This is a genomic window from Thalassospira australica, from assembly GCF_044790785.1.
GTDB lineage: Bacteria > Pseudomonadota > Alphaproteobacteria > Rhodospirillales > Thalassospiraceae > Thalassospira > Thalassospira australica_A.
In genome coordinates, this window is sequence record NZ_CP085258.1 from 1,509,093 (window position 1) to 1,521,750 (window position 12,658).

Here is a 12,658-nt window from a genome sequence, read left to right on the forward strand (position 1 = left end):
AACTGCGCGCATTGTCCTAATTGCAGTTAACAGAATCAACAAACATGTTGTGCGGTCACGGTGCATGTTGACGCATCCCGATCCCGCCCCCTATGTTGCCAGTCGGTCCTGTGCTCTTTGTGTCCTGTCGGTTCATCGGGCAGGACGGATATTGAGCGGCATGTCATGGCGGGCTTTTTCATACGATTTCCGGACATTGATCCATCGGGCTTTTGTTTGGTGCCACGGGTTTGTTCGGAAACAAATCAGCCTTTTTCATGACAAAGTCGGTTGGCAGGGTGGCCGATCTTGCGATCAGGGACGGGTTTTGCCCGTGCCGACCGGGTAGTTTAACAAAGCTGGATATTGAATATGTCGCGTTTGCTAGAAGCGAGTAACCGACTTAAAGCGGCCATCGACAGCCTTGATGCTGCCGTGGAGTCGCGTATGGCCAGAGACATCGGGAACCAATCCGATGCGGCCGGTGAAGTCGAAACCCTGAAAAGCCAGTTGGCCGCCTTGCGTCAGGATTATGACAAGCTCGCAACAGCAACCCAGACCGTATCGGCCCGTCTTGACGGGGCGGTCGGGCAGTTGCGTCTGGTCCTTGATGATGATCGCGAACAAAGGCAGGCATAAATTCCATGGCACAGGTTTCAGTACGAATTAACGGGCGCAGCTATGATATCGCCTGCGACGATGGTCAGGAAGATCGCCTGATGAGCCTCGCGCAATATGTTGACGAGCGCGTGCGCGAAATCGCCGGGTCCGTCGGGCAGATCGGCGAGCAGCGCCTTTTGGTCATGACCAGTCTTTTGATCGCCGACGAACTGGGCGATCTGCATGAAAAAATGCGCAACGGAAAGACTGCGGTGGCCGCCGCACCGGAGCCCGGCAGCATCACGGCTGCCGAAGGCGACGCGATGGCCGAAAACATGGAAAGCATGGCTGTTCGCATCGAAGCTATTGCGCAAAAGCTTTCGCAGGACTAAGTTCCGGACGCTGGTTGTTGTCGATGCGTCGTTCGCGGCGATCGGGGACAGCGGCAATTCGGGGGCTGCCCTGTTCGTCAGGTTCGCTAATTCCCGGGGCCGATGCTCATTTCTCTAGGGAGCTGTCCCTGTCGAGGCCGTGGTCTCGTTATACGGCGCCCACCTGCACACGCAGGTCACGAGGAATTACCAAATGGCCAACGGCAGTGGTGGCTCCCACTTAATTTATTGAACATATCCCTTCGACATTGCGTAATGCATCATGCGGTGCGTCTTTAAGGGGCATCACTCATTGTCATGTCCGCATTTCGGGCATGAGACGGAACAGGAATTACAATGCGCTTACTCCATCTCGGCGACGTCCTTGGCCAATCGGGTCGTACCGCAGCACTTGAAGCATTACCCATGCTGCGTGATCGCCTTTCGGTCGATGTTGCCGTGGTGAATGTGGAAAACGCCGCGCACGGTTTTGGTGTCACGGCCAAAATCTGCAAGGAATTCTATGATGCCGGAGCGGATGTCCTGACGACAGGCAACCATGTCTGGGACCAGCGCGAAATTGTTGCCTATATCGACGAGGATGAAAAACTTCTGCGTCCGTGGAACTTCCCCGACGGCACGCCGGGCAAGGGCGATTATGTTTTCAAAACCCGGTCGGGCAAAAAAGTTTGCGTTGTTAACATGATGGGGCGGCTGTTCATGGACCCGCTTTCGTGCCCGTTCCAGGGGGCGAACAAATTATTTGCCAAACACAGGCTGGGCAAGAATGTCGATGCGATCATCATCGATTTCCATGCCGAAACCACGTCGGAAAAGATGGCGTTTGGCCATCATTGCGACGGGCGGGCGTCGCTTGTCCTGGGAACCCATACCCATGTTCCGACGGCGGACGCCCAGATATTGCCGGGCGGTACGGCCTATCAGACCGATGTCGGCATGTGCGGTGATTTTGATTCCGTGATCGGGATGAAAAAGGAAAATTCGGTCCGCAAATTCATCACCAAAATGCCGACCGGCCGGTTCGAACCGGCGGACGGCCCGGCAACGGTTTGCGGCATTTATGTTGAAACCGACGATGCCACCGGCCTTGCCAAACGGATCGAGCCGGTGCGTATTGGCGGACGGCTTAAGGGCAGTTGGCCGAGCGCGTAAAATCCGAACATTTTCAATATGTTGAAACCCTGCCTGCATGGGCGGGGTTTTGTTCTGGAAAAATAGTTAGCAATTTTACTAACTATTTCTTGCGTATGATGGCTGGATTTGTTACTTAGGCATATGCCTAACAATAATGAACAACTCGACCAGATGTTTCACGCCCTGTCGGATGCCACGCGCCGTGGCATGGTTGACCGGCTGTGCAAGGGCCCTGCAACGGTCAGCGAACTTGCCGAGCCGCTTGATATGGCGTTGCCGACCGTGATGGGGCATTTGCGTGTGCTTGAAAGCTGCGGGCTTGTCCGCAGTACAAAACAGGGCAGGGTTCGCACCTGTGAACTTGAACCCGAACAGCTGACACAGGTGGAAATCTGGATCAATCAGCGGCGATCCCTGTGGGGGCGCCGTTTTGATCGATTGGGAGAATTCCTGGCGAAATCGGAACCGCCAAACGAATAGCCCGTCATGCATGGATCGCGCCGGGCATAACAGCAGGAGCAGTACAATGACGTCCGCCACCAACAAAACCGATGACAAGATCGCACGTTCTGTAACACATGCCATGTTCACGCTTGAACGGGTTTATGATGCAAGTCCTGCCCGCGTTTTCAGGGCATTTTCCGACCCCGAAGCACATAACCGCTGGTTTGTGACCGAAGAAGGATGGGACGTCATCGAATATACCCATGACTTCCGTGTGGGGGGTCGCGAAGGCGGCCGTTTCAGCCAGGATGGCAAGGTGTTCTATTATAACGATACGCTTTATCAGGATATCGTGCCGGACAACCGGATCATCTTTGCCTACACCATGGATCAGGACGATAAACGCATTTCCGCCTCGGTCGCGACGGTGGAACTGAAACCCGAAGGGGATGGCAAAACGCGCCTGAAATTCACAGAACAAGGGGCGTTCCTTGACGGTTTCGACAAGGCCGAATTCCGCGAAGAAGGCTGGCAGGGATTGCTGGAAAGATTGGCGAAGGAACTCGAAACCAGTGCGTGAATTCAGTGTTTTGTCCCCAAAGGCCCGCCAGTGGCGGACCTTTGAGGGCAGGCTTTCTTCGGGACGACCTTCGCTTACTCGGAAACGGGCATGTCGATTTCAAGCTCGTCAAAAAGCTCGGTCAGGCCGGATGCCGCGTTGATGGCTGCGGGGAAACCGGCATGGACCGTTGTCAAATAGACAATTTCGCGCAGTTCGTCGGGGGTTGCCCCCATATTGAGCGCGTATCGGGCATGTATCTGCATGTAGGGAATATGACCGGTTGCGGCGAAGGCGGCGACCGTTGCCAACTGGCGGGTGCGGTGATCCAGCGTGCTTCGTCCCCAGACATCGCCCAAAGCGTATCCAACTGTCGCATCGGCAAGAAACGGGAAATGGCGGCGCATGTTTTCCAGTGCGGGCTGGCCCTGTCCGTTGGTCAGGGTATCAATGACCGCCTCGCCCCGGTCCATTCGTTGATCAGCATGGGCCGGGACGATTATGCCAAACAGGAATGCTGCTGCTGGTAGCGTTGGGGATATGAAATTCAATCGCATGCTTTGCTCCTGACAGATGGGAAAAAGACATGTCGATGTTAGAGGCCGCGCGGGGAAAAGGGATTAGCCATTCCTCCGGTTTTCTTGCCCGTTCTTATTGATCGTGGCGGCAAAAAAATGAAAGGCCCGCCAGATGACGGGCCTTTCAGCACAAAAAGACAGCCGGTTGTGATCAGGCTGCGCGATTGCGGGCCTGCTCGCGAAGGTCTTCGAGGATGCCGTTGATACGGGCACGCAAGGCTTCGACCTTGTGTGAGGCATCCTGCGCGGTTGTCAGAACTTCGCCCGACAGTTGACCGGTTTTGCCGGTTTCACTTGCCACATCATTGATCGAGGCGGAAACGGTGCGGGTGCGGTCGGCTGCACTGCGGACGTTGCGCGTGATCTCGTCGGTTGCCGCACCCTGTTCCTCGACTGCGGCCGAAATGGTGGTGGCGATCTCGTTGATGTTTTCGATGATGCGACCGATATCCTCAATGGCGGTAACGGATTCCCCGGTCGCCTTCTGGATGCCGGAAATCTGACCGGCAATTTCCTCGGTCGCCTTTTCGGTCTGGTTGGCGAGGTTTTTGACCTCGGCGGCGACAACCGCAAAGCCCTTGCCTGCATCGCCGGCGCGCGCCGCCTCGATGGTGGCATTAAGGGCCAGAAGGTTGGTCTGTTCGGCGATGTCGGTGATCAGCGCGATCACCTCGCCAATGCGGTTTGCCGATTGCGACAGGCTGACCACAAGCTGGTTGGTTTCCTGTGCGCGATTGGCGGCATCATTGGAGATACGGGTCGATTCCGCCATCTGGCGGTTGATTTCCGCGTTTGATGCCGAAAGCTGTTCGGTTGCGGCGGCAACGGTTTCCACATTGCCGGTGGCTTCCTGTGCCGAGGATGCAACGTCTTCGGTCTGACCCGATACGAATTCCGCACTTTGGCTCATCTGGCCCGAGACGCCCTGAAGCTGTTCGGCGAGGGCGGCGATTTCACCCACGGCACTTTCAACTTCGTTTTGCAGGGTATCGGCAAGGCCGAGCAACTCGTCACGGAGCGCCTCGTTGCGTTCACGGTTCAGGCGTTCTTCTTCGGCCTGAAGTTCGCGGACCTTAAGGGCGTTGTCCTTGAAGACCTCGACCGCGCGACCCATTGCGGTGATTTCGTCATTGCCCTTGACCGGGACGTCGATATCCAGATTGCCATCAGCGAGCGTGACCATCGTTTTTTGCAGACCGGCCAGACGGCGCAGAAGGTTGCCACGGACATAGACGACATAAATGATCAGGGAAATCAGGATCGCTGCACCCGCAACGCCATACATGATCTGCGAGCTTTGCGCATTCAGGGTCTGGGTCGATGCGGCGGCCTTGTCGACATCCGATTGCAGGCTATCGACCAGTGCCTTGACGCTGCTGTCCATGTCGGTGGCGTACAGGGCACTTTGATCAACAATTTGTTGCTGGGTGGTGGCGGCTTCAAGATCCTTGATTCGCAAGGCAGGAAGGCTGGCGTCGCCAATCGAGAGTTCCCGCATGTCATTGACAATGCCGGTGTAGAACTTTTTGAGTTTTTCGTTGTCGAGCCCTTCGACCAGTTTTTGAAGCGAGGTAAAGCTGCCGCGGACCTGCATGCTGATGACCGAGAGCCGGGTCGGGTCGTCAAGCGAGCTTGACGTCAGGATCGTGTTGACAATGTCGCTTCCCATCCGGCTGAGTTCAAGAACCGGGCCGCGCGATGCGACGGCATCATTAAGCTCATAAAGAAGTTTGGTTGTGCGGACCTGATCTTCATAGGGCAGGGGATCGCCCGATTTGCGCAGGTCTTCGACTGTGCTGTCGATCCCGGAAATGGTTGTCTGGGTAAAGGACAGAAGCGGGGTGATCATGCTGCTGTATCGGCCGCTTAGCTGCTGAAACCTGTTCAGTTTTCCGGCAATCTCGTCTGCGATGGCAAACCGGTTCAACGTTATTGCATGCAGATTTTCCAGGGCTTCGCGCAAATTGGTACTGTTGGTATCAATACCATCCAGGATTTCGGATTGAAGATTCGTTTCGCGCAATTGCCTGACATTGTCATCAAGCCCGGCGAGCAGCGTATCGAGTTCTGCTTTGACAACCTGTTCTTCGTCCGGTGTTTTCGATGCGATGATCCTTGGCGCGATGGCCACGATCTTTGCGCTGTCGGTTGCCAGTTGTTGTGCCGCAAACATCGGTGGCAGCTTTATATGCGTGATGCTGGCAAGTTCGGTGCCGAATTTGCCAAACGATATGACGGCGACGGTAGCCGCCACGACGGCCATCAGGCCGACAAGTGCAAATGATGCCGCCAGTTTCCCCTGAACGCCGAAGCCTTTTGCGATCTTTTTGACCGGCTTCTGGCGATCATCAGATTTGATAGTCTTTCCCATTACTCACCTAACCCCGATTACGCATAACCAGCGCCCCGGCTTCTGTCATACCGGTAACGCGCGTCTGTCTGGCTTTCCTGGATGGAACCTTCCTGTGGTTTCCGCATTCGGGGAGACCCGCGATATCGGTTAGGAACGATAAGGATGCGGATAATTGAAGGCGGAAGTTCTTGTTTTTCTTATGTTGGGAAATTCTATAGCACAGGCATCTGTGTAGAATAACCCAAATGTTTCTCTAATGTGGCGGCCCTGTCCATCTGGATAAGTCCTTTGTACAAAAGCTTGTGGTCATTCTGACTAATAGAAAAGGCCCGCCGGGTGGCGGGCCTTGCACAGAAGAAGGTTTGGCAGATTTCGGCAGATCAGGAGGCGCGATCACGCGCCTGCTGACGCAGGTCCTCGAGGATATTGTTGATCCGCGAGCGCAGATTTTCGACCTTTTCGGATGCAGTCTGTGCAGTTGACAGAACCTGACCGGAAAGTTCGCCGGTTTTGCCGGTTTCACTTGCGACATCATTGATCGAGGCCGAGACGGTGCGGGTGCGATCCGCCGCACTGCGGACGTTACGCGTGATCTCGTCGGTTGCCGCACCCTGTTCCTCGACTGCGGCCGAGATGGTTGTGGCAATTTCGTTGATGTTTTCGATGATCCTGCCGATGTCTCCGATGGCGGTGACCGATTCTCCGGTGGCTTTCTGAATGCCGGAAATCTGGCCGGAGATTTCCTCGGTCGCCTTTTCGGTCTGGTTGGCAAGGTTTTTGACCTCGGCGGCGACAACCGCAAAGCCCTTGCCTGCATCGCCGGCGCGCGCCGCCTCGATGGTGGCGTTAAGGGCCAGCAGGTTGGTCTGTTCGGCGATGTCGGTGATCAGCGCGATCACCTCGCCAATGCGGTTTGCCGATTGCGACAGGCTGACCACAAGCTGGTTGGTTTCCTGTGCGCGATTGGCGGCATCATTGGAGATACGGGTCGATTCCGCCATCTGGCGGTTGATTTCCGCGTTTGATGCCGAAAGCTGTTCGGTTGCGGCGGCAACGGTTTCCACATTGCCGGTGGCTTCCTGTGCCGAGGATGCAACGTCTTCGGTCTGACCCGATACGAATTCCGCACTTTGGCTCATCTGGCCCGAGACGCCCTGAAGCTGTTCGGCGAGGGCGGCGATTTCACCCACGGCACTTTCAACTTCGTTTTGCAGGGTATCGGCAAGGCCGAGAAGCTCGTCACGGAGCGCCTCGTTGCGTTCACGGTTCAGGCGTTCTTCTTCGGCCTGAAGTTCGCGGACCTTAAGGGCATTGTCCTTGAAGACCTCGACCGCGCGACCCATTGCGGTGATTTCGTCATTGCCCTTGACCGGGACGTCGATATCCAGATTGCCATCGGCCAGCGTGACCATCGTTTTTTGCAGACCGGCCAGACGGCGCAGAAGGTTGCCTCGGACATAGACGACATAAATGATCAGGGAAATCAGGATGGCGGCGGCGGCGACAACAGCCAATGCCGTCAGGCTCTGTTTTTCGACGACTTTGGCCTGTGCGGCGGCTTCATCGACTTCGGAGTTCAGGGCTGCGACCAGTTCGGCAACGCTGTTACGCATGGCGTTGGCGTATTCACCGCTCTGGATCACAAGGCGCTGGCTTTCCTCGGCGGCGGCAATTTCGCGTTTGCGCAGTTCGGGCAGGCTTTCCTCGCCAACCGACAGATTGGACATTTTGTCGATCAGTTCGACATAAAAGTTTTTCAGACGATCATTGCCGATACTGTCAAGGGCGGCGAGGGCATCGGCATAGGTGCCGCGAATACGCACCGGAATGATCGACAGGCGCACCGCCTGGGTTTCGGTGGTCGATGCGATGATCATGTTGGCGGCCTGTGACCCGAGACGTTCGATTTCCAGCACGGGCGAGCGTGCGGTGATCGCGTCGCTCATTTTCGTGAAGTTCGCCAGGAGTTCTTCGGTATCGGTCGTATATTGTGCCGACGGATCGTCTTTGAGCGACTGGGCATAGGCCGTGCCCTGCGCGATGTCGTTCTGGGTATAGGACAGAACCGGCTTCAGGGTATCGCCATAGCGTTTGGCAAGATCCTGAAATTCGCCAAGCTTGTCGGCTTTCTCAGTAGAAATCGCAAAGCGTTCCTGGGTCACGGTATGCAACTGTCCAAGCGCATCCTGCAACTGGACGCGGTTGTCATTGATCGTAGCCAGAACTTCCGGCATGAAACCGGTGGCCTCGATCTCGTTGATTTTGTTGACCAGTTCCAGCAGGCGGAAATCAAGCTCTTCCTTGATCGCCAGTTCTTCTTCGGTGGAATTGGATGCCACGATACGTGGTGCAATTGCGACGATTTCCGCACTTTCGGTCGCCAGCTGCTGTGCGGCGGCGATCGGGGGCAGTTTTTCTTCTGTGATGGTTGTAAGAGCTTCGCCGAATTTGTTGAATGATACGGCACCGACAACGGCTGAAACCACCGCCATCAGGCCAACCAAGGCAAACGATATCAAAAGTTTGCTTTGGACCCCGAACTTAGTTCCCATTCTGTCCTACCTTCTTGTGCTGCTTTCCCCGAACGGCTTCTGTGTCCGCCCGGGCTTCTTGGATCAGGCAACGGATCGCTTGTTGTTTTTCGTCGCCCGGTTCGTAACCCCCGAAGAGTTATACTTTAGAGTTATTTTTTCTTATTAAGGGACATTATTGAAATATTATTTGCATAACTGCAACATGTAAGCCGTTCTGCGGCGAAAAATCACGATTAAATCCATAGGTTGTATAATTCAAGGTAGATGTATCTTGAAATATAACGCGCCCCGGTTGGTGTTCCGCGATAGCAGACGGATGGCTGGACCTTGAGGCGCAAACAGGATATAGGAGCGGTCGAAATTTCTGCCTGTCAACACGACCGGTCCGGTTCGGTCCTTTCGGTTGGCGCGCATCCATCGCAAGCCTGGTCTGACAGGGAATATCCCGCAGTAACCGGCACGGTGCCCGATTTGCACTGATCGACAACACGAAAAGAATACAGGTTTCAGGTTATGGCCGGCCATTCCCAATTTAAAAACATCATGCACCGCAAAGGCGCGCAGGATAAAAAGCGCGCCAAAATCTTCACCAAACTCGCCCGCGAAATCACGGTTTCGGCGAAAATCAGTGATGATATCAACAGCAACCCGCGCCTGCGTGCTGCGATTGCAGCCGCGCGCGGCCAGAACATGCCCAAAGACAATATCGATCGCGCGATCAAAAAGGCGACCGGTGTAGGCGAGGGCGACAATTATGAAGAAGTCCGTTACGAGGGTTACGGGACGGCCGGTGTCGCCGTGATCGTCGAGGCGCTGACGGACAACCGCAACCGTACCGCATCGGAAGTGCGTGCCGCATTCGCCAAAAGCGGTGGCAACCTTGGTGAAACCGGTTCGGTCGGCTTCATGTTCAACCGCCTTGGCGAAATCGTTTATCCGGCGGACAAGGCGGGTGCGGATGAAATGTTTGAGGCCGCCCTTGAAGCCGGTGCGGCCAATGCGGAATCGGATGATGAAAACCACATCATCGAAACCGAGATCGAAGACCTTAACAATGTCCGTGAGGCGCTGACCGAAAAGTTCGGCGATCCGGAAAGTGCGAAGCTTGTTTTCCGTGCGGTGACCGAGGCCGACATCAGCGTTGAACAGGCACAGAGCATCATGAAACTCGTTGATGTGCTTGAAGATAACGATGATGTCCAGAATGTCTGGACCAACGTTAACTGGACCGATGAGATCGTTGCCGCGCTTGATAACTGATTACGCTTGCTTACGCCCGTCATTCGCTTTTGAATGACGGGCGTATTTTATTTTGCTCATGATAATCAAGGTGGGTCGATTTGGTCAGGGTTCTTGGTATCGATCCCGGTCTTCAACGCACGGGCTGGGGGGTGATCGACCTTACAGACAACCGGATGCGTCATGTTGCCAATGGTGTCGTGACCTCGACACAGTCGCTGTCGCTGGCGGAACGTCTTGATCAGCTTCATACCGGATTGATCGAGGTGATCGAAACCTGGTCACCCGACGAGGCCGCGGTCGAGGAAACCTTCGTTAACAAAAATCCTGTTTCGACCCTGAAACTGGGGCAGGCGCGTGGTGTTGCGCTGCTTGCGCCAGCACGTTGTGGCATTCCGGTAACGGAATATACACCCAATGCCGTCAAAAAGACTGTGGTGGGGGCTGGTCATGCGGCCAAGCAACAGGTCGAAATGATGGTGTCCACCCTGCTGCCGGGATGTCAGATCCACGGCGCAGATGCGGCCGATGCACTGGCCGTGGCGATTTGTCATGCACAACATGCCGGAACCCGGGCGCTTGCCGGGATGACCACCGGACCGGGGAGAAGATACAGGTGATTGCAAAGCTTCGCGGAATTGTCGATTTCATTGGCGAGGACAGTGTCATCATCGATGTGAACGGGGTCGGATACCTTGTTTTTGCATCGCGCAGAACATTGACCATGCTGCCGCCAAAAGGTGGCGAGGCGGGGTTGATGATCGAAACCCATGTCCGCGAAGATCACATTCATCTGTACGGATTTGCCGATAATGCGGAAAAGCAATGGTTCGCCCTTCTGACGACGGTTCAGGGAGTGGGGGCCAAGGTTGCGCTGGCACTTTTGTCGGTTCTGAGCCCGACCGATCTTTTGCGTGCGCTTGCCGCACAGGATACCACGGCCCTTTGCCGGGCACCGGGGATCGGGCCCAAGGTAGCAACCCGTATCGTGGGCGAACTTAAAGACAAGGCGGCGCGTCTTAATCTTGGTCCGGTTGCAGCCCCTGTTGCACCGGCAGCCACTGCCGCAACTTCGTCAAAAAAATCTGTCAAATCTGCCAAACCGGTCGATGATGTGAGCATCGACACAGCCGATACCGCACCTGTTGTGGATGATGGCGCGGTTCTGGCCGATGCCGTTTCCGCATTGGTCAATCTGGGCTATGGCCGATCCGAGGCATTTGGTGCGGTTGGCAAGGCCGCCCAGCAGGTTGGTGACGACAAGACACTTGACGCCCTTATCCGTCAGGGACTGAAGGAGCTTAGCGCGTGAGCGAGGAAGAAGACCGTTTACTCAGCGGGGAACGCCGCGAAGAGGATTATCAGGACGGTTCGCTGCGCCCGCGTCGGCTGGACGATTTTACCGGCCAGAAGGAAGTGCGCGAAAATCTTGATGTGTTCATTCAGGCCGCGCGTGGCCGCGAAGAAGCCATGGACCATGTGCTGTTTTTCGGACCACCGGGCTTGGGTAAAACGACACTTTCGCAGATTGTTGCCAGCGAACTTGGTGTCGGTTTTCGGGCGACGTCCGGCCCGGTGATTGCCAAGGCCGGTGATCTTGCGGCCCTTCTGACCAATCTTCAGCCGCGCGATGTTCTGTTCATTGATGAAATCCATCGCCTGAACCCGGCGGTCGAGGAAATCCTGTATCCGGCGATGGAAGATTTCCAGCTTGACCTGATCATCGGCGAGGGGCCGGCAGCGCGTTCGGTGCGGATTGACCTGCCGCCCTTTACGCTTGTGGGGGCAACGACACGGTCGGGGCTTTTGACCACGCCGCTTCGGGATCGTTTCGGCATTCCGCTGCGGTTGCGATTCTATGAACCCGAAGAACTGGTCGAGATCGTGGCGCGCGGTGCGCGGTTGCTGAAGTTCGATATGACCCGCGAGGGGGCGATGGAAATCGCGCGCCGGTCGCGTGGAACACCGCGTATTGCCGGGCGTTTGTTGCGGCGTGTGCGTGACTTTGCGGTGGTTGCCGGAAAATCGCCGGTCGATAAATTCATTACCGACGCGGCGCTCACGCGGCTTGAGGTCGATAATCTTGGCCTTGATAGCCAGGATCGCCGTTATCTGAATTGCATTGCCGGAAATTACGGCGGCGGGCCGGTTGGTGTCGATACGCTGGCGGCTGCCCTGTCGGAAGAACGCGATACGATTGAAGACGTGATAGAGCCGTATCTGTTGCAACAGGGCCTGATACAGCGGACCCCGCGCGGCCGGATGCTGGGTATCAAAGGATACAAGCATCTGGGGCTGCCCGCGCCGCGCGAAGGCAATGGTGTGCCGTTGGCCGATCTTTTCGATCAGGCTGGTACCAAAGTCGCAGACGGGACAGATGAATGACCGAGCAAGGCCAGAACAGCTTGCTCGGTTATATCGAGGGCAAGCGGCATATCTTCCCGTTAATGGTGTTTTACGAAGATACCGATGCAGGTGGAATTGTATATCACGCCAACTATCTCGCCTTTGCCGAGAGGGCGCGTTCAGCGATGCTTAACCTGTTGGGCTTTAGCAATAGTAGCGTGGCAGAACGCCACAAAGTTGCCATAGCCGTTCGACACTGTACGCTCGATTTTCGCCGGGCGGCCCGGTTGGAAGACAGGCTGACTGTGGAAAGTCGCCTGATCAAACTGGGGGGCGCGTCGCTGGGATTCGAGCAGAAAGTCATGCGGGAGGGCGAGGAACTCGTGGTGATCGAGATATATCTCGCCTGCATGTCGTTGCAAGAGTTACGGGCGCAAAGGCTGCCCGAAGAATTGAGAACGGCTTACGCAACCTATCTGGATGTGAACGAGGACTGAAGA

At 55.9% G+C, this 12,658-nt stretch carries 13 protein-coding genes and 1 other RNA gene; 11 read left to right on the forward strand and 3 right to left on the reverse strand.

Translation table 11 applies throughout. The features are described 5' to 3' along the window. The first annotated feature begins 351 nt into the window (after positions 1 to 351). The 6 genes from LG297_RS07225 to LG297_RS07250 all read left to right on the forward strand — a co-directional run bounded on the left by LG297_RS07225 (position 352) and on the right by LG297_RS07250 (position 3,129). Complete coding sequence (locus LG297_RS07225) at positions 352 to 618, forward strand: DUF4164 family protein (RefSeq protein ID WP_404426250.1); 267 nt, start codon at positions 352 to 354, stop codon at positions 616 to 618. Between the two features lie 5 nt (positions 619 to 623). Beyond that, on the forward strand, positions 624 to 971 hold the full coding sequence (locus tag LG297_RS07230; protein ID WP_404426251.1) for a cell division protein ZapA: 348 nt from the start codon (positions 624 to 626) through the stop codon (positions 969 to 971). A gap of 59 nt (positions 972 to 1,030) precedes the next feature. Continuing rightward, positions 1,031 to 1,191: non-coding RNA, 6S RNA (gene ssrS / locus LG297_RS07235), on the forward strand. A 116-nt stretch (positions 1,192 to 1,307) separates the two neighbouring features. After that, positions 1,308 to 2,123, forward strand: coding sequence for a TIGR00282 family metallophosphoesterase (locus tag LG297_RS07240; protein ID WP_404426252.1), 816 nt, complete (start codon positions 1,308 to 1,310; stop codon positions 2,121 to 2,123). 123 nt (positions 2,124 to 2,246) lie between these two features. Then, on the forward strand, positions 2,247 to 2,585 hold the full coding sequence (locus tag LG297_RS07245) for an ArsR/SmtB family transcription factor (RefSeq protein ID WP_404426253.1): 339 nt from the start codon (positions 2,247 to 2,249) through the stop codon (positions 2,583 to 2,585). A gap of 46 nt (positions 2,586 to 2,631) precedes the next feature. Continuing rightward, the gene (locus tag LG297_RS07250) at positions 2,632 to 3,129 is read left to right on the forward strand and encodes an SRPBCC family protein (RefSeq protein ID WP_404426255.1); all 498 of its coding nucleotides are present in this window, start codon (positions 2,632 to 2,634) and stop codon (positions 3,127 to 3,129) included. 74 nt (positions 3,130 to 3,203) lie between these two features. Here LG297_RS07250 and LG297_RS07255 read toward each other — a convergent pair whose 3' ends face one another. The 3 genes from LG297_RS07255 to LG297_RS07265 all read right to left on the reverse strand — a co-directional run bounded on the left by LG297_RS07255 (position 3,204) and on the right by LG297_RS07265 (position 8,591). Beyond that, positions 3,204 to 3,665: a carboxymuconolactone decarboxylase family protein gene (locus tag LG297_RS07255; RefSeq protein WP_404426257.1), complete on the reverse strand. Its 462-nt coding sequence runs from the start codon at positions 3,663 to 3,665 to the stop codon at positions 3,204 to 3,206. Between the two features lie 172 nt (positions 3,666 to 3,837). Further along, positions 3,838 to 6,057, reverse strand: a complete 2,220-nt coding sequence (locus LG297_RS07260; protein WP_404426258.1) for a methyl-accepting chemotaxis protein — start codon at positions 6,055 to 6,057, stop codon at positions 3,838 to 3,840. 362 nt (positions 6,058 to 6,419) lie between these two features. Further along, positions 6,420 to 8,591: a methyl-accepting chemotaxis protein gene (locus tag LG297_RS07265; protein WP_404426259.1), complete on the reverse strand. Its 2,172-nt coding sequence runs from the start codon at positions 8,589 to 8,591 to the stop codon at positions 6,420 to 6,422. 495 nt (positions 8,592 to 9,086) lie between these two features. Here LG297_RS07265 and LG297_RS07270 point away from each other — a divergent pair, with 495 nt between their 5' ends. The 5 genes from LG297_RS07270 to LG297_RS07290 all read left to right on the forward strand — a co-directional run bounded on the left by LG297_RS07270 (position 9,087) and on the right by LG297_RS07290 (position 12,655). After that, the gene (locus LG297_RS07270) at positions 9,087 to 9,833 is read left to right on the forward strand and encodes a YebC/PmpR family DNA-binding transcriptional regulator (protein WP_404426260.1); all 747 of its coding nucleotides are present in this window, start codon (positions 9,087 to 9,089) and stop codon (positions 9,831 to 9,833) included. An 80-nt stretch (positions 9,834 to 9,913) separates the two neighbouring features. Further along, positions 9,914 to 10,432: a crossover junction endodeoxyribonuclease RuvC gene (gene ruvC / locus LG297_RS07275; protein ID WP_404426261.1), complete on the forward strand. Its 519-nt coding sequence runs from the start codon at positions 9,914 to 9,916 to the stop codon at positions 10,430 to 10,432. Continuing rightward, complete coding sequence (gene ruvA / locus LG297_RS07280) at positions 10,429 to 11,124, forward strand: Holliday junction branch migration protein RuvA (protein WP_404426262.1); 696 nt, start codon at positions 10,429 to 10,431, stop codon at positions 11,122 to 11,124. Before ruvC ends, ruvA begins: the two co-directional genes overlap by 4 nt. Continuing rightward, the gene (gene ruvB, locus LG297_RS07285; RefSeq protein ID WP_404426263.1) at positions 11,121 to 12,197 is read left to right on the forward strand and encodes a Holliday junction branch migration DNA helicase RuvB; all 1,077 of its coding nucleotides are present in this window, start codon (positions 11,121 to 11,123) and stop codon (positions 12,195 to 12,197) included. The genes ruvA and ruvB overlap by 4 nt, the downstream gene beginning before the upstream one ends. Further along, a complete protein-coding gene (locus LG297_RS07290) occupies positions 12,194 to 12,655 on the forward strand; it encodes a YbgC/FadM family acyl-CoA thioesterase (RefSeq protein ID WP_404426264.1) in 462 nt (153 codons plus the stop codon). Before ruvB ends, LG297_RS07290 begins: the two co-directional genes overlap by 4 nt. The last annotated feature ends 3 nt before the right edge of the window (positions 12,656 to 12,658 follow it).